The 19,564-nt window shown below is 69.5% G+C and carries 19 protein-coding genes and 2 tRNA genes; 13 read left to right on the forward strand and 8 right to left on the reverse strand.

Features of this window, described 5'->3' with window-relative positions:
* Positions 1-9: 9 nt before the first annotated feature.
* The 8 genes from VMF51_RS13850 to rpmH form a co-directional block, all read right to left on the reverse strand.
* A complete protein-coding gene (locus VMF51_RS13850; protein ID WP_325475027.1) occupies positions 10-1,002 on the reverse strand; it encodes a ParB/RepB/Spo0J family partition protein in 993 nt (330 codons plus the stop codon).
* The gene (locus tag VMF51_RS13855; RefSeq protein ID WP_325475028.1) at positions 999-1,946 is read right to left on the reverse strand and encodes a ParA family protein; all 948 of its coding nucleotides are present in this window, start codon (positions 1,944-1,946) and stop codon (positions 999-1,001) included. The genes VMF51_RS13850 and VMF51_RS13855 overlap by 4 nt, the downstream gene beginning before the upstream one ends.
* Positions 1,947-2,104: 158 nt before the next feature.
* On the reverse strand, positions 2,105-2,851 hold the full coding sequence (rsmG, locus tag VMF51_RS13860) for a 16S rRNA (guanine(527)-N(7))-methyltransferase RsmG (protein WP_325475029.1): 747 nt from the start codon (positions 2,849-2,851) through the stop codon (positions 2,105-2,107).
* A 3-nt stretch (positions 2,852-2,854) separates the two neighbouring features.
* Positions 2,855-3,382, reverse strand: a complete 528-nt coding sequence (locus VMF51_RS13865) for a protein jag (protein WP_414689470.1) — start codon at positions 3,380-3,382, stop codon at positions 2,855-2,857.
* A complete protein-coding gene (yidC, locus tag VMF51_RS13870; protein WP_325475030.1) occupies positions 3,379-4,467 on the reverse strand; it encodes a membrane protein insertase YidC in 1,089 nt (362 codons plus the stop codon). The genes VMF51_RS13865 and yidC overlap by 4 nt, the downstream gene beginning before the upstream one ends.
* A gap of 3 nt (positions 4,468-4,470) precedes the next feature.
* A complete protein-coding gene (gene yidD, locus VMF51_RS13875) occupies positions 4,471-4,737 on the reverse strand; it encodes a membrane protein insertion efficiency factor YidD (RefSeq protein ID WP_325475031.1) in 267 nt (88 codons plus the stop codon).
* Complete coding sequence (rnpA, locus tag VMF51_RS13880; protein ID WP_414689471.1) at positions 4,734-5,162, reverse strand: ribonuclease P protein component; 429 nt, start codon at positions 5,160-5,162, stop codon at positions 4,734-4,736. Before rnpA ends, yidD begins: the two co-directional genes overlap by 4 nt.
* A complete protein-coding gene (gene rpmH, locus VMF51_RS13885) occupies positions 5,101-5,238 on the reverse strand; it encodes a 50S ribosomal protein L34 (protein WP_011758123.1) in 138 nt (45 codons plus the stop codon). The genes rnpA and rpmH overlap by 62 nt, the downstream gene beginning before the upstream one ends.
* A 480-nt stretch (positions 5,239-5,718) precedes the next feature.
* Between rpmH and dnaA the strand changes: the two genes are divergently transcribed.
* The 13 genes from dnaA to VMF51_RS13950 all read left to right on the forward strand — a co-directional run bounded on the left by dnaA (position 5,719) and on the right by VMF51_RS13950 (position 19,519).
* Positions 5,719-7,209 (forward strand): chromosomal replication initiator protein DnaA, encoded by a 1,491-nt coding sequence (gene dnaA, locus VMF51_RS13890; protein ID WP_325475033.1) that lies wholly within the window; start codon positions 5,719-5,721, stop codon positions 7,207-7,209.
* Positions 7,210-7,627: 418 nt separating this feature from the next.
* Positions 7,628-8,767: a DNA polymerase III subunit beta gene (gene dnaN, locus VMF51_RS13895; RefSeq protein ID WP_325475034.1), complete on the forward strand. Its 1,140-nt coding sequence runs from the start codon at positions 7,628-7,630 to the stop codon at positions 8,765-8,767.
* A 56-nt stretch (positions 8,768-8,823) separates the two neighbouring features.
* Positions 8,824-9,732, forward strand: a complete 909-nt coding sequence (gene gnd / locus VMF51_RS13900; RefSeq protein WP_325475035.1) for a phosphogluconate dehydrogenase (NAD(+)-dependent, decarboxylating) — start codon at positions 8,824-8,826, stop codon at positions 9,730-9,732.
* 5 nt (positions 9,733-9,737) lie between these two features.
* Complete coding sequence (gene recF / locus VMF51_RS13905; RefSeq protein ID WP_325475036.1) at positions 9,738-10,892, forward strand: DNA replication/repair protein RecF; 1,155 nt, start codon at positions 9,738-9,740, stop codon at positions 10,890-10,892.
* Positions 10,882-11,424, forward strand: coding sequence for a DUF721 domain-containing protein (locus tag VMF51_RS13910; protein ID WP_325475037.1), 543 nt, complete (start codon positions 10,882-10,884; stop codon positions 11,422-11,424). Before recF ends, VMF51_RS13910 begins: the two co-directional genes overlap by 11 nt.
* 220 nt (positions 11,425-11,644) lie before the next feature.
* Positions 11,645-13,780, forward strand: a complete 2,136-nt coding sequence (gyrB, locus tag VMF51_RS13915) for a DNA topoisomerase (ATP-hydrolyzing) subunit B (RefSeq protein WP_325475038.1) — start codon at positions 11,645-11,647, stop codon at positions 13,778-13,780.
* 129 nt (positions 13,781-13,909) lie between these two features.
* Entirely contained in the window at positions 13,910-16,603 is a 2,694-nt protein-coding gene (gene gyrA / locus VMF51_RS13920) for a DNA gyrase subunit A (protein WP_414689473.1), read from the forward strand.
* Positions 16,600-17,166: a DUF3566 domain-containing protein gene (locus tag VMF51_RS13925; RefSeq protein WP_325475040.1), complete on the forward strand. Its 567-nt coding sequence runs from the start codon at positions 16,600-16,602 to the stop codon at positions 17,164-17,166. The genes gyrA and VMF51_RS13925 overlap by 4 nt, the downstream gene beginning before the upstream one ends.
* A gap of 91 nt (positions 17,167-17,257) precedes the next feature.
* Positions 17,258-17,331, forward strand: a tRNA-Ile gene (locus tag VMF51_RS13930).
* Between the two features lie 66 nt (positions 17,332-17,397).
* Positions 17,398-17,526 (forward strand): DLW-39 family protein, encoded by a 129-nt coding sequence (locus tag VMF51_RS13935; RefSeq protein WP_325475041.1) that lies wholly within the window; start codon positions 17,398-17,400, stop codon positions 17,524-17,526.
* Positions 17,527-17,537: 11 nt separating this feature from the next.
* Positions 17,538-17,613: transfer RNA gene (locus VMF51_RS13940), tRNA-Ala, on the forward strand.
* Between the two features lie 141 nt (positions 17,614-17,754).
* On the forward strand, positions 17,755-18,288 hold the full coding sequence (locus tag VMF51_RS13945) for a hypothetical protein (protein WP_325475042.1): 534 nt from the start codon (positions 17,755-17,757) through the stop codon (positions 18,286-18,288).
* Between the two features lie 157 nt (positions 18,289-18,445).
* Positions 18,446-19,519 carry an Ig-like domain repeat protein gene (locus tag VMF51_RS13950; RefSeq protein WP_325475043.1) on the forward strand — a complete coding sequence of 358 codons (1,074 nt, stop codon included), beginning with the start codon at positions 18,446-18,448 and terminating at the stop codon, positions 19,517-19,519.
* Positions 19,520-19,564: the final 45 nt, after the last annotated feature.

The following is a 19,564-nucleotide window of genomic DNA, read 5'->3' on the forward strand; positions in this document are numbered from 1 at the left end:
CTTCATCGCTCAGATCGGTCGGTCGCTGCGGTTGCGCGGGTCCATGACGTCGACGATCCGTCGCAGGTCATCCATCGAGGCGAACTCCACGGTGATCTTGCCCTTGCTCCGGCCGAGGTCGACCTTCACCCGCGTCTCCAGGCGGTCAGAGAGACGCTCCGCGAGGTCGGCGAGGCCGGGGGCCGTCGGCTTGTTCCGGCGGCCGCGGCGCTCGGCGCCACCGTGGTCGCCGACCGCGACGATCTCCTCCAGGCCGCGGACGCTGATCCCCTCGGCGACGACCCGCTGCGCGAGCCGGTCCTGCAGCTCAGCGTCCTCGACGGCGAGCAGGGACCGGGCGTGGCCCGCGGACAGGACGCCGGCCGCCACCCGGCGCTGGACCGCGGGGCTGAGGCGCAGCAGGCGCAGCGTGTTGCTGATCTGGGGTCGCGAGCGTCCGATCCGCCCGGCGAGCTCCTCGTGGGTGCAGCCGAAGTCCTCCAGCAGCTGGGCGTACGCCGCCGCCTCCTCGAGCGCGTTCAGCTGCGAGCGGTGCAGGTTCTCCAGGAGCGCGTCCCGGAGCATGTCGGTGTCCTCGGTCTCGCGGACGATCGCCGGGATCGTGTCGCGACCGGCCTCCTGGGAGGCGCGCCAGCGCCGCTCCCCCATCACGAGCTCGTAGCTCTCCGGCCCGGTCCGTCGTACGACGACCGGCTGGAGGAGCCCGATCTCCTTGATGGAGTGGACGAGCTCGGCCATCGCCTCCTCGTCGAAGACCGAGCGGGGTTGCACGTGGTTCGGCACGATCTGGCCGATGGGGAGCTCGGCGAAGTAGGCGCCCTCCACGGGGGCCAGGGCCGTCCCGTTCCCCGGCGAGTCCCCGTTGGCGTGCTCGACCGGCTGCTCCTCGCCGCGCGATCCGCTACCGCGTCCGTCGCGCTCGGCGGGCGCGGGGGCGGTGGGGATCAACGACCCGAGACCACGGCCAAGACCGCGGCGCTGCTGGGGACGGCTGCTGTTCACGGACGGACTCCCTTGGTGGCGATCTCGCGAGCGGCTTCGAAGTAGCTGAGGGCGCCCGGGGATCCCGGGTCGTACGTCATCACGGTCTGGGCGTACGACGGCGCCTCCGAGACCCGCACCGAGCGCGGGATCGCGGTCTGCAGCACCTGGTCGCCGAAGTGCTCGCGCACCTCGTCGGCCACCCCGGCCGCGAGGCGCGTGCGGGCGTCGAACATGGTGATCAGGATGGTGGACACGGCGAGGTCCGGGTTCAGGTGCGCCCGGACCATGTCGACGGTCTCGAGCAGCTGACCGAGACCCTCCAGCGCGTAGTACTCGGCCTGGATCGGGATCATCATCTCGTCGCCGGCCACGAGCGCATTGAGCGTCAACAGGCCGAGCGACGGCGGGCAGTCGATCAGGACGTAGTCGTAGCGGTCCTCGCCGATGCTCTCGTCGCCGACCAGGGGATGCCCGTGCACCGCCCGGCGGAGCCGGCCCTCGCGGGCGACGACGCTGACCAGCTCGATCTCCGCACCGGCCAGGTCGATGGTCGCCGGGACCACGTCCAGGCCCTGGATCTCGGGGCACGGGGAGATGACGTCGGCGAGGGCCGCGCCATCCACCAGGAGGTCGTAGGTGGACGGAACACCGCGATGGTGGTCGATGTTCAACGCCGTCGACGCGTTCCCCTGCGGGTCGAGGTCGATGACCAGGACCCGCTGCCCGAGCTGCGCCAGGGCCGCCGCGACGTTCACCGTGGACGTGGTCTTGCCGACCCCACCCTTCTGGTTGGCGACCACGAAGACCCGGGTCGCACTGGGACGGGGCACCACGCGACGGTTCGGGCCGGTCTGGCGGGCCATCACGATGTGCTCGGCCGCCCGGGCCAGCGGGGTGCTGTTGTCCGCCAGGTCGCTCGCATACGGCGCCACGTCGCCGGCGGTTCGCACTCGGAAGGTCACGGTCGGCGTCTCCTGGGTTTCACGTGAAACATCGTCGGTGCCCACCTGTGGAGAACTTGGGCCATTCTGTGGATGGGCACGCTCAGAAGGGCCTTCTACACCGGTGGAAAACTTCTCCGCGCCGCCGTCGGGACGGCCGCCCCGGGAGAGCTCGTCGGTCACGTGTCCTGCTTTCGCTGCGATCGTCGGGGCTTGCGCCGGGGGCGCGCTCGGGAGGCGGATGCCGGTGCAGGGGCAAGCGGCCAAGATACCTTCGCGGGGTCGGCCCACACCACTCGAAGGGCCACGGTGGTGGACGACAGCACGCCCTCGCCCAACGTGACGACCTCCGGGGGTGCGCAGCCCCACCGGGACAGCGCCGCCTCAGCGGACCGGATCTCGTCGTCGACGCTCGAGCCCTTCATCGCCACCAGTGCTCCCGTTGGCGCGACCAGCGGCATCGACCAGTCCAGAAGCCGCTCCAGGGGAGCCACGGCACGAGAGGTCACCACGTCGAAGCGGCGCTGCCCGTGCAGCGCATCGGCCCGTCCTCGGATCACCTCGACATTGTCGAGAGCCAACTCTGCGACCACCTCCTCCAGGAAGATGGTCCGCCGCAGTAGCGGCTCGATCAGGGTCATTCTCAAATCGGGTCTCGCGACGGCCAGGACCAACCCGGGCAGGCCCGCTCCCGAGCCGATGTCCGCCACCGTGGCCTCCGGCGGCAGAAGGTCGCCCAGGACCGCGCAGTTGAGGAGGTGACGGTCCCACAGGCGTGGCGCCTCCCGCGGTCCGATCAGGCCGCGCACCACACCGTCCGTGGCGAGCAGCGCGGCGTACTGCTCGGCGAGCGGGAACCGCGCAGACGAGAACACCCTCCGCGCCACGTCGGGCGCAGAGGGTGTTTCACGTGAAACGTCGTCCATCGATCAGGCCGGGAGGATCACCACGTAGCGGCGCGGCTCAACGCCCTCGGACTCCGACGAGAGCCCGGCGGCCGCAACGGCGTCGTGCACGACCTTGCGCTCGAACGGCGACATCGAGCGCAGCGAGACAGACTCCCCGGACTCCTTGACCTCGGCAATCTTCTCCTCGGCCAGCTTCTCCAGCTCCGCCCGCCGATCCGCGCGGAACCCCGAGATGTCCAGCATCAGCCGCGACCGCTCACCGGTCTCGCGGTACACCGCGAGCCGCGTGAGCTCCTGGAGCGCGTCGAGCACCTCTCCGCGCTGTCCGACGAGCTGCGACAGGTCGGCACCGACGATGGAGACCGCGGCCCGATCGCCCTCGACGTCCATGTCCAGATCCCCGTCGAGATCCGCGATGTCGAGCAGCTCCTCGAGGTAGTCAGCCGCGATCTCGCCCTCCTGCTCGAGGCGCTCCATCCGGCTGGCACGCTCCGACGACGACTCCTCGGTCTCGCCCCCGAGGGGCGCCTCGGTCATCTCGTCCGTCATGACTTCTCTCCCTTGCTGGGCTTCTTCTGGCTCGTCTTGGCAGGCGGGTTCTTCTGGCCGGACTTCGCCTGGCCACCACCCTTCGGCCCCTGCTTGGCCTGGCCGCCGCCGGCCGGGCGGTTACCGCCCTGGCGGCGCTGCTCGCGGCTCTGCTTCTTCGGCTGCTGACGCGTCGCCGGACGCGGCTTCTCCTCGACCGCGGGGGGAGCATCCTCCACCACGAGGGTGCCCTTCCGCTTGGCCTTGGCCCGGTCGCGGTCGACCTTCGCCTGGAACGCCGGGGTGCCGGGCGCCGGGTTGTTGCGGATCACGTAGAACTGCTGGCCCATCGTCCACAGGTTCGAGGTGGTCCAGTACAGGAGCACCCCGATGGGGAACGCGACACCACCGAGACCGAAGGCCACCGGGAGGACGTAGAGGAGCAGCTTCTGCTGCTGGGCGTACGGTCCGCTCAGCGCGTCAGCGGGCATGTTCTTGCTCATCAGCTGACGCTGCGTCGTGAAGGTGGTCGCCGTCATCGCCAGCACCAGGATCAGCGCGAGGATCATCACGGAGCCGTCAGGGCTCGGGCCCCAGATACGCGCCTGCCAGAAGCTCTCCGACAGCGGGAAGATCCCGAAGATCTCGGACTCACCGAACTTGCGGGCGAGGTCCTCGGTCAGCAGGCCGTGCGCCGTGCCCTTCTTCGCCGCCTGGTCGAGCAGCCGGAAGAGCGCGAAGAAGATGGGCATCTGCAGCAGCAGCGGCAGGCAGGAGGCGAACGGATTGGTGCCGGTCTCCTTGTAGAGCTTCATCGTCTCCTGGGCGAGACGCTCCCGGTCATGGCCGTACTTCTTCTGCAGCTCCTTGACCTTCGGCTGGATCAGCTGCATGTTCCGGCTGGACTTGATCTGCTTCACGAACAGCGGGATCAGCGCCATCCGGATGACCAGCGTCAGGCCGATGATCGACAGCGCCCACGACGCGCCGCCCTCGGGGTCCAGCCCGATCTGCGTGAAGAACCAGTGCCACGCGAGCAGCACCGCCGAGATCACGTAGTACAGCGGCGTCATGATCAGACTGCCGATGTCGCTGAAGATGCCCACGGATCAGGCTCCTTGCCGGGGTGAGGGGGCGGCCACGCAGGAGCGTGGAGGACGAGAACGAGCGGGCACCGGGTCGTAACCACCGGCGGCCCAGGGATGACACCGTCCGAGCCGGCGGACCGCAAGCCACGAGCCACGCAGGCTGCCGTGCACCTGCACCGCCTCGAGCGCGTACGCCGAGCAGGAGGGGTGGTAGCGGCAGACCTGCCCGTAGAGCGGGCTGATCACCGCGCGATAGGCGCGCAGCAGGGCCACGAGGACGTACTTCACGACAGCACCCGGTCGACGCACAGCGCCAGGTCGGACCGCAGCTCGTCGTACGACGACGTCGCCGCGGCCGGCAGCGCCCGCACCACGAGCACAGCAGAGCCCGGGAGCACAGCGAGGTGCTCCCGGGCCAGGTGTCGAAGGCGGCGCTTCACACGGTTGCGGACGACGGCGTTGCCGACGGCCTTGCTCACGACCATCCCGATGCGGGGAGGCGCGTCGTCCCCCCCGACGGAGCCGAGGTGGACGACGACGGTCCGCGAACCCGATCGCCGGCCCCGAGTAGCGGCACGGAACGAGTCCGCATCCGTCAGTCGGTGGTCCGGCGACAGCAACGCAGCTCCCGCGAGGACGGCCGGGCGGCCGTCAGACGGCCAGGCTCTTGCGGCCCTTGCGGCGGCGCGAGGAGAGGATGGCGCGACCCGCACGGGTGCGCATGCGCAGGCGGAAACCGTGGACCTTGTGGCGGCGACGGTTGTTCGGCTGGTACGTACGCTTGCTCACGAGCTTCTCTTTCGGTGGGTGTTCAGGCCTGTGGGCCCGGCGGATCGGCGCTGCCCGTCGACTGCTCGACGACAGGCGATCAACACCGGATGACCGGCCAACGGTACGCGCTGCGATTCGACAGGGTCAAACCGGCGACCGACGCCGACCACACCACCTTACGACCCAGCCCTCAAGCCTGTGGATGACGGCTTGCCGCAGCCAGAAGCAGCGGGTTAGGTTCGCGGCACCGAGGTTCCCCGCCATCCCGCTCGGCCGGCCTCCGCCAGATCACCGCTCATTCGGTCGCGTGAACCAGAAACCTCCACCTGACCTGCGGAGATGCAGGACACTGGCCGCCTGGGATGCGTCTCGGAGCGAAACCCACCACCTTGACCGAGCCAGGTTCACAGGCTGTGGAAAAAGTTGTGGAAACCACCCGAGGACGCGACTCTCGAGGTGACGAGAGATCGACCGACCGACCAGAGAAGTGGGAACCCCGTGGATCAGGACTCCGACCTCACCGCCGACCCTGCCGCCGACCTCGTCGGAGCCTGGGCTCGCGTCGTCCGGGAGCTCCAGCCGAACCAGCGCGCCTGGCTGCGCGCCAGCGAGCCCGTGACGCTGCACGGCAACACCGCGATCATCGCGGTGCCCAACGACTTCACGCGCAACCAGCTCGAGGGCCGACTCCGCGCCCAGCTCGAGGAAGCGCTCACCGTCGCCTTCGGACGCGAGATCCGGATCGCCGTCACCGTGAACCCGCTCCTCGAGGAGGCGCCTCCCGCGCCGACCGGAGACGAACCGCTGCTCGACCCAGATGATCGACAGATCGATATGTCGACAAACCGACCTTCGCTCGCTCCGAGCCCGATCGACGCCGGACCCGGTGACCCGCTCTCCGACCCCATGTCCGGACCGGTGCACGCCGGAGCGACGAAGCCCTCCGCGCTCGAGACCCGGCTCAACCCCAAGTACACCTTCGAGACCTTCGTCATCGGCTCGTCCAACCGCTTCCCGCACGCCGCCGCCGTCGCGGTCGCCGAGGCCCCGGGCAAGGCGTACAACCCGTTGCTCGTCTACGGCGACTCCGGCCTGGGCAAGACCCACCTGCTGCACGCGATCGGCCACTACGTCCGCAGCCTCTACACCGGCGCCAAGGTCCGCTACGTCTCGAGCGAAGAGTTCACCAACGAGTTCATCAACGCGATCCGCGACGACCGGCAGGACCGGTTCAAGCGCCGCTACCGCGACGTCGACGTGCTGCTGATCGACGACATCCAGTTCCTGGAGGGGAAGACCCAGACCCAGGAGGAGTTCTTCCACACCTTCAACACGCTCCACAACGCCAACAAGCAGATCGTGCTGACCTCCGACCGGGCGCCCAAGCGGCTCGAGGCCCTCGAGGACCGGCTGCGCAACCGCTTCGAGTGGGGCCTGATCACCGACGTCCAGCCGCCCGACCTCGAGACCCGGATCGCGATCCTCCGCAAAAAGGCCGCGATGGACCGGCTGACCGCGCCGCCGGACGTGCTGGAGTTCATCGCCTCCAAGATCCAGACCAACATCCGCGAGCTCGAGGGGGCGTTGATCCGGGTCACCGCGTTCGCCAACCTCAACCGCCAGGAGGTCGACATGACCCTGGCCGAGATCGTCCTGAAGGACCTGATCCCCGAGGGCGGCGAGCCAGAGATCACCGCTGCCCTGATCATCGCCCAGACCGCGGCGTACTTCGGACTCTCGATCGAGGAGCTCACCGGCCCCAGTCGCGGCCGGCACCTCGTCATGGCCCGCCAGATCGCCATGTATCTGTGCCGCGAGCTCACCGACCTCTCCCTGCCGAAGATCGGCGCTCAGTTCGGCAACCGCGACCACACGACGGTGATGTACGCCGACCGCAAGATCAACCAGCTCCTCGCCGAGCGACGCGCGGTGTTCAACCAGGTCTCCGAGCTGACCAACCGCGTGAAGATGCAGGCCCGCCAGTCCTGACCGCTCACCCGTTCGCTGACCGCACCTCACCGGGTCGGGCGGCGTACGAGCGCGCCCGCCCGACGACGCCCGCTCACCTGTGGACATCTTGTGGTTCGCAACCCCGGTTCCTCCCCACCCCCTGTGGACGAACAACAACAAGTTCGTCACTCGCGCTACGTCTCCACACGGCACCTCGAGTGGTCTCGAGATCGTCCACACCCGCGATGCACAGCCCGAAGGCCACCTGACCTGCGTAAACCACAGTTCTCCACAGATTCCACGGATGCTCTGACTCCTACGTACCTCCAGCCAAGTCGATCCTCGGTGAACATCCATCCGGACCTCGACCTGGGGACAACCGGCCCGCACCTCCCCCGAAAGCCCGCGTCATGGCAGGATTCGCAATCCCTGGATCCGAGTCGAAGGACGACACATCGTGAAGTTCCGCGTCGAGCGCGACGTGCTCGCCGATGCCGTTGCCTGGGCCGCGCGCAGCCTGCCGGTCCGGCCGAGCGTCCCCGTCCTGGCCGGTCTGCTGATCGAAGCCGGTGACGAGGGCCTGGTCCTGTCCACCTTCGACTACGAGACGTCGGCCCGAGCCACGCTCAACGCCGACGTGGCCGAGGAGGGTCGCGCCCTGGTCAGCGGCCGACTGCTGGCCGACATCTGCCGCAGCCTCCCCGCCAAGCCGGTCGAGATGGTCATCGACGGCGCCCGCGTCTCGCTCACCTGCGGATCCGCACGCTTCAGCCTGCAGACCATGCCGGTCGAGGACTACCCGACCCTGCCCGACATGCCGGCGGCGACCGGCACCGTGCAGAGCGACGTCTTCGCCCACGCCGTCGCCCAGGCCGTCACCGCGGCCGGACGCGACGACATGCTCCCGGTCCTCACCGGCGTCCGGATCGAGATCGACGGCTCGTCGATCTCGCTGCTCGCCACCGACCGCTTCCGGCTCTCCCACCGCGAGCTCGGCTGGGACCCGCGCACACCCGACGAGGCCGTGGCGGCCCTGGTGCCGGCGAAGGTCCTCGGCGACACGGCGAAGTCCCTGACCGCGGGATCCGAGGTGACCATCGCGCTCGCCGCGGGCGGCTCGGGCGAGGGCATCATCGGTTTCGAGGGCGCGGCCGCCGGCGGCGTACGACGCACGACGACCCGTCTGCTCGACGGCGAGTTCCCCAAGGTCCGCAGCCTGTTCCCCTCGGAGCACCTCACGGTCGCCACGGTCAAGAAGGCCGACCTGGTCGAGTCGGTCAAGCGCGTCGCCCTGGTGGCCGAGCGCAACACCGCCGTCCAGCTGGCCTTCAGCGACGGCGTGCTGACCCTGGACGCGGGCTCGGGTGACGAGGCGCAGGCCTCGGAGTCGATCGAGGCCGCGATCAAGGGCGACGACATCACCACCGGCTTCAACCCCCAGTTCCTGCTCGACGGCCTGACCGCCATCGACCAGGACGAGGTCGAGCTCGCCTTCACCCAGGCCTCGAAGCCGGTCGTGATCAGCGGGGCCGTCGCCGACGGCGACCAGGCCCCCGGGTTCCGCTACCTGCTGATGCCGCGCCGCCTGCTCTCGTGAGCCAGCCGCCCCGCCTCTAGGCTGACGGGGCGAACGCCACTACGGGAGGAATCACGATGCACCTCGGACTCGTCGGCCTCGGCAAGATGGGTGGCAACATGCGCACCCGGATGCGCAACGGGGGCGTCACCGTCGTCGGGTTCGACCACAACCCGGAGGTCTCGGACGTCGGCAGCCTCGAGGAGCTGGTCGAGGCACTCCCCTCCCCCAAGGTCGTGTGGGTGATGGTCCCGGCCGGTGACCCGACGCGCGAGACGATCCGCCGGCTCGGCGAGCTGCTGGGCGAGGGCGACCTGGTCGTCGACGGCGGCAACTCCAAATACACCGACGACCAGGTGAACGCCGAGCTGCTCAGCACCCGGGGCATCGGGTTCGTCGACTGCGGCGTCTCCGGCGGCGTGTGGGGCCTGCAGAACGGCTACGCCCTGATGTGCGGCGGCTCCGACGAGGACGTCGCCAAGGTGCAGCCGGCCTTCGACGCGCTTCGGCCCGAGGGCGAGTCCGGCTTCGTGCACGCCGGCAAGAAGCCCGGCGCCGGGCACTTCGCCAAGATGGTCCACAACGGCATCGAGTACGCGATCATGCAGTCGTACGCCGAGGGCTTCGAGCTCCTCGAGAAGGTCGACCTGGTCGACAACGTGGTCGACGTGTTCGACTCCTGGCGCGAGGGCACCGTCATCCGCTCGTGGCTGCTCGACCTTCTGGTCGCGGCCCTGCAGGACGACGCCCACCTCGACAAGATCGCCGGCTACGCCGAGGACTCCGGCGAGGGCCGGTGGACCGTCGAGGCCGCGATCGACAACGCCGTACCGATGAACGTCATCGCCGCGTCGCTCTTCGCCCGCTTCGTCTCCCGCCAGGAGGAGAGCCCGGCGATGAAGGCGATCGCGGCCATGCGCAACCAGTTCGGCGGCCACGCCGTCCGCACGGAGCCGCCGGTCGGCGGGGACGCCAACCCCGGATAGTCCCGGTGCACGTCTCCCACCTCTCCCTGCACGACTTCCGTTCGTACGCCGTCGCGGAGGTCCCGCTCGAGCCCGGCGTCACCGCCTTCATCGGCCGCAACGGGCAGGGCAAGACCAACCTGGTCGAGGCGATCGACTACCTGTCGCGACTCAGCTCGCACCGGGTCGCGTCAGACGCGCCACTCGTCCGGGCCGGGGCCGACCAGGCCGTGGTGCGCGCGGCCGTCGTACGCGACGGGCGGACCGCGGTCCTAGAGATCGAGCTCAACCCCGGCAAGGCCAACCGCGCGCGGATCAACAAGTCGCCGCTCCCCCGGGCGCGCGAGCTCGTCGGGCTCGTGCGCACCGTGGTGTTCTCCCCCGAGGACCTCACCCTGGTCAAGGGCGACCCGTCGGACCGCCGGCGCTTCCTCGACGACCTGCTGGTGCTGCGCGCGCCGCGGCTGGCCGGCGTCCGGTCCGACTACGACCGGATCCTGCGGCAGCGAAACTCGCTGCTCAAGACCGCCGGAGCCGCCCGTCGCGGAAGCTCCTCGCAGGAGGGCGCGCTGTCGACCCTCGGTGTCTGGGACGACCACCTGGCCCGCACCGGCGCCGAGCTGCTCGCCGAGAGGCTCGCCCTGGTCGACGTGCTGCGTCCCTACCTGGGCAAGGCATACGAGACCGTGGCCCGCGGCGCGACGCGCGACGACGCCGAGATCGAGTACCGCCCCTCCTGCGACCTGGACGGCGCTACCAGCCAGGAGGCGTTGGCCGCGATCCTGCTCGCCGAGGTCGAGCGACGCCGCGGCGACGAGCTCGACCGCGGGATCTCCCTCGTCGGGCCGCACCGCGACGAGCTGCTGCTGACCCTGGGTCACGGTCCCGGCGAGGGAGCGCTGCCGGTCAAGGGGTACGCCTCGCACGGGGAGTCGTGGTCCTTCGCGCTCGCGCTCCGGCTGGCGTCGTACGACCTGCTCCGCGCGGACGGCGACGACCCCATCCTGATCCTCGACGACGTCTTCGCCGAGCTCGACTCCGAGCGGCGTGCCCAGCTGGCCGATCTGGTCGCGGGGGCCGAGCAGGTCCTGGTGACAGCGGCCGTCGCCGCCGACGTACCCGCCGCTCTCGCGGGCGCCCGCTACCTCGTGAAGGGCGGCGAGGTCACCCGTGAGCAGTGACGAGCCGACCGACGCGCAGCCCGGCGAGGAGCCGGTACGCCGCGACGACGGGCTCGACCTCGCCCGGGCGCTGACCCGTGCGACGGCACGCTCCGGTGGACCCGCACGGCGCAAGCCGAAGTCCGGCCCCCGCCGACCGACCGTCGGCCGGGTCTCCGGATCGCATCCCGACGAACGCGACCCCCAGCTCCTGGAGGCCACCCTGGGCCGGCTGGTGGGCGACTACGGCTGGGAGCTGGACCTGCGGATGCAGGGGGTCTTCGGCCGCTGGCCCGAGCTTGTGGGCGACGAGGTCGCGGCACACTGCACCCCCGAGTCGTTCGCCGACGGCAAGCTCGTCGTCCGCACCGACTCGACCGCCTGGGCCACCCAGCTCAAGCTGCTCGCCCCCACGATCGTCCGCCGGCTCAACGAGCAGCTGGGGCACGGCACGGTCGCGCTGATCGAGGTCCTCGGACCGCACCTGCCGACCTGGAAGAAGGGGCCCCGGTCGGCGCGCGACGGTCGCGGTCCGCGCGACACCTACGGCTGAGACCGGCACGGGCCGATCCGGCGATCTGGGAGCCCCGCCGACGTACGGGGGTTCAGGTGACCCCCTGCTGAGGGCTCTCGGATGCCCCAGAAGGCCGCTCAGCGGCCGAATTCATCCACAGACGACCCCCGCAGCCGGCGTGAACCATGGAATCCGGCGTTCTGGGAGCTATCATGGAGGTCGGCCGCCACGCACTCTCGCTCGCGGCCTTCTCCATGCCATGACAGCCGCAGAAGAGGTGCGCGTGAGCGACGTCAGCCCGATCGAGCCCGACGAGACCACCGCCGCCCCGGTCCCGATCACGTCCAGCAGGGTCGACAGCGAGTACGACGCCTCCGCCATCCAGGTCCTCGAGGGCCTCGAGGCCGTGCGCAAGCGTCCCGGCATGTACATCGGCTCGACCGGGGAGCGCGGCCTGCACCACCTGATCTGGGAGATCGTGGACAACGCGGTCGACGAGGCGCTGGCCGGGCACTGCGACCGGATCGTGATCACCCTGACCGAGGACGGCGCGGTCAGGGTCGAGGACAACGGCCGCGGCATCCCGACCGGCACGGCGCCCGGCCAGGAGCTGCCGGCGCTCACGCTGGCGCTGACGGTCCTGCACGCCGGCGGCAAGTTCGGCGGCGGCGGCTACAAGGTCTCCGGTGGTCTGCACGGGGTCGGCGTCTCGGTCGTCAACGCGCTGTCGACGCGCGTGGTCGCGGAGGTGAAGAACCGCGGTCACCTGTGGCGGCAGAGCTTCTCGATCGGCGTCCCCGACGGCGACCTGGAGCAGGTGCGTCCGCTGGAGGACGGCGAGCGGACCGGGACCACGATCAGCTTCTGGGCCTCCCCCGAGATCTTCGAGACCACGACGTACTCGCTCGAGACCATCACCTCGCGCATCCGCGAGTACGCCTTCCTCAACAAGGGACTCGAGATCGTCGTGCGGGACGAGCGTCCGCAGGCCGCGGAGATCGCCGACGCCGTCGAGGACGAGACCGTCGACGCGGCGGTCGACTCCGCGGGACACGACGCCCTGAAGAAGGCGGCCGGCGGCGGCACCGAGCAGGTCTTCCGCTACGACCGCGGGCTGGTCGACTACGTCGAGCACATCAACCGCAAGAAGCAGGCGGCCAACCCGAGCATCATCTCCTTCGAGGCGGAGACGCCCGACAAGGTCGAGAACCACATGAGCGTCGAGGTGGCGATGCAGTGGAACACGACGTACACCGAGTCGGTCCACACCTTCGCCAACACCATCAACACCCACGAGGGCGGCACCCACGAGGAGGGCTTCCGCGCGGCGCTCACCACGTTGATCAACAACGCCGGCTTCGACTGGGGCCTGATGAAGAAGCAGGAGGACCGGGTGTCGGGCGACGACATCCGCGAAGGCCTCACCGCCATCATCTCGATCAAGATCGGTGAGCCGCAGTTCGAGGGACAGACCAAGACCAAGCTGGGCAACACCGAGGCCAAGGGCTTCGTGCAGCGCATCGTCAACGACCAGCTCGGCGCCTGGCTGGAGCAGAACCCGGCCGAGGGCAAGGACATCATCCGCCGGGCCCAGGCCGCGGCGACCGCTCGCATCGCCGCCCGCAAGGCGCGGGACCTGGCCCGCAACCGCAAGGGCCTGCTCGGCGGTGGCGGCCTGCCCGGCAAGCTGCGCGACTGCAGCTCGCGCGACCCGGAGGAGTGCGAGGTCTTCATCGTCGAGGGCGACTCGGCGGGTGGCTCGGCGGTCATGGGCCGCGACAACCGGATCCAGGCGATCCTCCCGATCCGCGGCAAGATCCTGAACGTCGAGAAGGCGCGCATCGACAAGGTCCTGGCCAACCAGGAGGTCCAGGCCATCATCTCGGCGCTGGGCACCGGCGTGCACGAGGAGTTCGACCTCGCGAAGTTGCGCTACCACAAGATCGTGCTGATGGCCGACGCCGACGTCGACGGCCACCACATCAACACCCTGCTGCTCACGCTGCTGTTCCGCTTCATGCGCCCGCTGATCGAGGCCGGCCACGTCTACCTCGCCCAGCCGCCGCTCTACCGGATCAAGTGGAACAAGCCGCACGAGCACGAGTTCGTCTACTCCGACGCCGAGCGCGACGCCGTGATGCGCGACGGCCTGGAGCAGGGGAAGAAGCTGCCGAAGGAGGCCCCGATCCAGCGCTACAAGGGGCTCGGCGAGATGAACGCCAACGAGCTCTGGGACACCACGCTCGACCCCGACCAGCGGGTCCTCCTCCAGGTGACCCTCGAGGACGCCGCGCAGGCCGACGAGATCTTCTCGATCCTGATGGGCGAGGACGTGGACCAGCGCCGCTCCTTCATCCAGCGCAACGCCAAGGACGTCCGATTCCTCGATATCTAGGTATCTAACGCAGAACCTAGACATCGATAGACGACACCAGAGAGAGCAATTGTGACTGAGACGCAGAGCAACCTCGGCGACGGCGGCGCGGGCGGCGGGCGGGTCCAGCTCGTCGACCTCCAGGACTCGATGAAGCGGTCCTACATCGACTACGCGATGGCCGTCATCGTCGGGCGGGCCCTCCCCGACGTGCGCGACGGGCTCAAGCCCGTGCACCGCCGCGTGCTCTACGCCATGTACGACGGCGGCTACCGCCCCGACCGCGGGTTCAACAAGTGCGCCCGCGTCGTCGGCGACGTCATGGGTAACTACCACCCGCACGGTGACAGCGCGATCTACGACACCCTGGTCCGCCTCGCCCAGCAGTGGGTGATGCGCAACCCGCTGGTCAGCGGCCAGGGCAACTTCGGCTCGCCGGGCAACGACCCCGCCGCGGCAATGCGGTACACCGAGTGCCGGATGGCGCCGCTGGCCATGGAGATGGTCCGGGACATCGACGAAGAGACCGTCGACATGACCCCGAACTACGACGGCAAGACCCAGGAGCCGACGATCCTGCCGGCCCGGTTCCCCAACCTGCTGGTCAACGGCTCCGCGGGCATCGCGGTCGGGATGGCGACCAACATCCCGCCGCACAACCTGCGCGAGGTGGCCGAGGGCGCGACGTGGGCGCTGGAGCACCCGGACGCCAGCCGGGAGGAGCTCCAGGACGCCCTGATCGAGAGGATCAAGGGTCCCGACTTCCCCAACGGCGCGCTGATCGTCGGCCGGGAGGGCATCGAGCAGGCCTACCGGACCGGCCGCGGCTCGATCACGCAGCGCGCGATCATCGAGGTCGACGAGGAGAAGTCCGGACGGACGGTCCTCGTCATCACCGACCTGCCCTACATGGTCAACCCCGACAACCTGCTGATGAAGATCGCCGAGCTCGCCGACGCGGGCAAGGTGCAGGGCATCAGCGATGTCCGCAATGAGACCTCCTCGCGCGTGGGCCAGCGCATCGTCGTCGTGCTCAAGCGCGACGCCGTGGCGCGCGTCGTGCTCAACAACCTGCTCAAGCACACCGAGCTGCAGACGAACTTCAGCGCCAACATGCTCGCCCTGGTCGACGGCGTACCCCGCACCCTGTCGATCGACCAGTTCATCAGCAACTGGGTCGAGCACCAGATCGACGTCATCCGCCGGCGTACCGAGTTCCGGCTCCGGAAGGCCGAGGAACGGGCCCACATCCTGCGCGGGCTCGTCAAGGCGCTCGACGCGCTCGACGAGGTCATCGCCCTGATCCGCCGCTCCCCCGAGGTCGAGGACGCCCGCCGCGGCCTGATCGAGCTCCTGGAGATCGACGAGCTCCAGGCCAACGCGATCCTCGACATGCAGCTGCGCCGCCTCGCCGCGCTCGAGCGCCAGAAGATCATCGACGACCTCGCCGAGATCGAGCTGCTCATCGCGGACCTCGAGGACATCCTCGCCAACGTCAGCCGCCAGCGGCAGATCGTGATCGACGAGCTCGCCGAGATCGTGGCCAAGTACGGCGACGACCGCCGTACCCAGATCATCGCGGCGGCCGGCGACCTCTCGATGGAGGACCTGATCCCCGACGAGGACCTCGTCGTCTCCATCACCCGCGGTGGCTACGCCAAGCGGACGCGCGCCGACCAGTACCGCACCCAGAAGCGCGGCGGGAAGGGCGTGCGGGGCGCGAGCCTTCGTGGCGACGACGTGGTCGAGCACTTCATCTCGACCACCAACCACCACTGGCTGCTGTTCTTCACCACCGCCGGCCGGGTCTACCGCACCAAGGCGTACAACCTGCCCGAGGCCTCGCGCGACGCGAAGGGCGGCCACGTCGCCGGCCTCTTGAGCTTCCAGCCGGACGAGAACATCGCCCAGGTGCTGGCGATCCGCGACTACGACCAGGCGCCGTACCTCGTCCTGGCCACGCGCAGCGGCCTGGTGAAGAAGACCCGGCTGGGTGACTACAACAGCCCGCGGCAGGCAGGCGTCATCGCCATCAACTTCCGCGAGGACGACGACGAGCTGATCGGCGCGGAGCTGGTCAGCTCCGAGGACGACATCCTGCTGGTCTCCCGCAAGGGCCAGGCGATCCGCTTCCGCGCGGACGACGGCCAGCTCCGGCCGATGGGCCGGGCCACGTCCGGCGTCACGGGCATGAAGTTCAAGAGCTCCGACGACGCCGTGCTGTCGATGTCGGTCATCCGCGCCGCCCAGGTGGCGGCCGAGGAGGCCGCCGGGCTCAGCGAGGAGAGCGCGGACTCCGCCCACGTCGAGGCGACGACGGAGCAGGTCGCCGAGGTGAAGCCGCAGTACGTCTTCACGATCACCGACGGCGGCTTCGCCAAGCGCACCCGGATCAGCGAGTACCGCATCACCGGCCGCGGCGGCCTCGGCGTCAAGGCGATGACCCTCGACAATGAGGACCGTGGAGTCCTGGTGGGCGCGTTCATCGTCGAGGACGGCGACGAGGTCCTCTCCATCACGCAGGGCGGCCAGGTGGTCCGCAGCCCCATCAACGCCGACTTCCGGCCCACCGGGCGCTCCACGCAGGGTGTGAGGTTCGTGACGCCGAAGGGCAAGGACGCGGTCGCCGTCGTGGCCCGCTCGGTCGAGGCCAAGGTCACCGAGGAGGCCGACGAGGTCACGGACGAGACCGACGAGAACGGCGCGGAACCGACCGCGGATTCGGGCGCCGAGACCGGGGTTGAGGGCGCCGACGTCGCCGCCGACGAGTCGTCGGATGCGGACGGGAGTGCAACAATCGATCGGACCAGCACGACCGACCAGCCCGGGGATGAGGACGCATGACGGACCGTTCGGCGGAACGAACCGCCTCGCGGCCTGCCCAGGAGGGCGGCCGGGGCAACGACGAGACGGCCGTACGCCCGCCGCTGCGGGACCGCGTCCAGGCCAAGATCGGCGGCGCCGCCGACGAGCACCGTGCCAACGCGGCACCCGGATCCCCGGCGGCCGCGAAGAAGGCGGCCGGAGGCGGCCGTTCGCCGCGACGTGCCCGGCTCCGGCTGACCCGGATCGACCCGTGGTCGGTGATGAAGACGTCGTTCCTGCTCTCCATCGCCTTCGGCATCGTCACGATCGTGTCGGTGCTGATGGTCTGGAGCGTGCTCGACGCGGCCGGCGTCTGGGAGTCGATCAACAAGTCGGTGCGCGACATCCTCGGCGGCGACACCGCCCAGGACTTCAACGTGGAGGACTACGTCGGCACCTCCCGCGTGGTCGGCTTCACGATGCTGATCGCGGTCGTCGACGTCGTACTCCTGACGGCGATCGCCACCCTCGGGGCCTTCCTCTACAACATGGCGGCCGCCCTGCTCGGCGGCGTCGAAGTGACCCTGGCCGAGGACAACTGACGCCCGTCCGCCCCGTTTTGTCGGGCTCCTCGAGGGTGGGGTAATGTCACCTCTCGGTCGCCCGGCGACCGCTTCCGGCTTGTCCGGATGCGGGCCTATAGCTCAGACGGTTAGAGCGCTTCCCTGATAAGGAAGAGGTCACAGGTTCAAGTCCTGTTAGGCCCACACACACGGGGGCTCCGCCCCCGTGGACCACGGGGGCTCCGCCCCCAGACCCGACCGGGAGTCGCCGTGAAGAAGCTGGTCCTGATCGCGATCGCCGCGGCCGGAGCGATCCTCGCGAAGAAGAAGATCGACCAGGGCCGGGCCGAGCAGGCGCTCTGGGCCGAGGCCACCGACTCGGTCACCCGGAAGGCCTGACCTTCCCACTCGGGGCCTTGGCGCAATTGGTAGCGCACCTGCTTTGCAAGCAGGGGGTTAGGGGTTCGAGTCCCCTAGGCTCCACCACCTGAAGCCGCAGGTCTTCCTGCGGTTTCTCTCCATTTCGGTCCCATTCCCCGGGTGCCGCCGGATCGTCTTCGGGGTCGTGGGGAGAGCTCCCACCGACGCAGCTAGCTTCTCCGGCTCAAAGCTGCGAAGCTGCGCCGGATGGACGGCTACGCGCGGCATGTGAAGGGTCATCTGTCGCCCGAGCAGGCCGCTGAGATGAAGGCCGTGGATGGTCTGGCGGAGAGGCTGTTGGCGCACATCGACGCCACAAAGGCCGAGATCGCGGGTCTGCATGTGCACGGCGCGAAGAGCAAGGCGATCCAGGACCATTTCGCCATCCTCCTGCGCGAGGAACTCCGCTTCGGTGAGGAGGTGGTGTTGACCCCGCAGAGCGGTCTCGTCACCCAAGCGAGACCGGACTTCTTCTTCGAGTTGGCCGACGGGCGCGGGGTCATCGCCGAGGTGGAGCGTGGCGGAACGATCACCAACAATCACGACCTCAAGGACTTGTGGAAGGCGCACGTCGCGCCCGATGCCCACCACTTGTTCCTGATCGTGCCGCACAACAATTGGAAAGGAGACGGCTCTCCTCGTGAACGTCCCTTTCTGACCGTAGCCCGCCGCCTGGGCGCGTTCTTCGGCGACCCACGCAGGGAGATCGACGTACTCAGCGTGCACGTGTTCGCGTACTGATTGGCCCGATCCAGTGAGTCGAGCTTGTCGGTTCCGGGCGCGGCGGCACCCAATATTGGGGATGAGCAAACATCGTCGTCTGATCTGACTAGTCCAGGCGCGGAAATCCTAAGGACTGCTCTCACCGAGCCCTCGCCTCTGCCTAGGCTGCTGGGCCGTGGACTCCCAGGTGAAGAAGAACCCTCTGCGACGCGGCGCACTCGCCGCGCTGACCACAGCCGTGCTGTTGCTCGGCTCCACGCTCACTGCTGCGCCTGCGCAGGCCGAGCCGGACGATCTGTTCGGCGAGCTCGTGATCAACCTCGTGGACGCCCAGGGCCGTCCGCTTGCCGGCAGTGTCACGGCCTACCAGACCAACGGCTACTGCCCGATCCACCTGCCGGAGCTCGGCGAGAGTGGGCCGGGCGCCATGGCCTCGTCGTACCGGATCGAGGTGCCGGCGGGCAACTACGGCCTGCAGGGCGTCGCTCCCTGGGGCGGGGTCGTGTGTGCCGGGGTCTCCCCGTGCGTGCCGCCGGGCTTCGGCAGCGCGGAGGCCCCGCCGCCGACCATCACCAGTGCGGTGACGGTGACGGACAACGGACCGCCGGCGGTCCACACCATCCGGTTCCCCGTCCCGGTGACGATGTCCGGGACCCCGCGAGTCGGCAGCGTCCTCACCGCAACCGTCTCCGCGGCCCAGCAAGCGCTGTTCGCCGGACCCGTCAACGTGCCCGGGCTCGGGAACGTGATGGGGGATGCGGAGTTCCAGTGGCGCCGCAACGGCTCCCCGATCCACGGGGCCACCCAGACCACCTACCAGCTGGCACCCCAGGACGCCGGCCGGAGGATCGACGTCGTCGTGAGGTACCCGGCGATGCTCCGCCTCTTCCTGTCCAGTCTCAGCGGCGGCGGCTGGACCGTCACCGACTACACCGTCCCCGGAGTGACGGTCGGCAAGGCCGTGACCCGTACGACGGCGGACCTGCTGCGCAAGCGCATCTACGCCGGCCGGGGCGCCAACGTCCGGATCGACGTCACCGCGGGGCGCACCCCCGTCACGGGCGGCAAGGTCCGGCTCACCATCGGCAAGCGGAAGATGACGAAGACGGTCCGCAACGGCAGCGCCCGGTTCGCGCTCCCGAAGCGCCTGAAGCCGGGCAGGTACAAGATCGCCGTCCGGTACCGGGGCACGACGTCCTTCGAGCCGTCGACAGCCCGCAACCTGAAGCTGCGGGTCGTCCGGAAGTAGCACCGTCGACCGCCGAGGGGTCCGTCGTCCACGAGGACGACGGAC

Source organism: Nocardioides sp., assembly GCF_035503875.1.
Classification (GTDB): Bacteria; Actinomycetota; Actinomycetes; order Propionibacteriales; family Nocardioidaceae; genus Nocardioides.

Coding starts and splice junctions, on each gene's coding strand:
- VMF51_RS13925 (WP_325475040.1), top strand. CDS start 16,600: ATGACGGACCGTTCGGCGGAACGAACCGCCTCGCGGCCTGCCCAGGAG.
- rsmG (WP_325475029.1), bottom strand. CDS start 2,851: ATGGACGACGTTTCACGTGAAACACCCTCTGCGCCCGACGTGGCGCGG.
- gyrA (WP_414689473.1), top strand. CDS start 13,910: ATGAAGCGGTCCTACATCGACTACGCGATGGCCGTCATCGTCGGGCGG.
- VMF51_RS13865 (WP_414689470.1), bottom strand. CDS start 3,382: ATGACGGACGAGATGACCGAGGCGCCCCTCGGGGGCGAGACCGAGGAG.
- gnd (WP_325475035.1), top strand. CDS start 8,824: ATGCACCTCGGACTCGTCGGCCTCGGCAAGATGGGTGGCAACATGCGC.
- VMF51_RS13945 (WP_325475042.1), top strand. CDS start 17,755: ATGGACGGCTACGCGCGGCATGTGAAGGGTCATCTGTCGCCCGAGCAG.
- gyrB (WP_325475038.1), top strand. CDS start 11,645: ATGACAGCCGCAGAAGAGGTGCGCGTGAGCGACGTCAGCCCGATCGAG.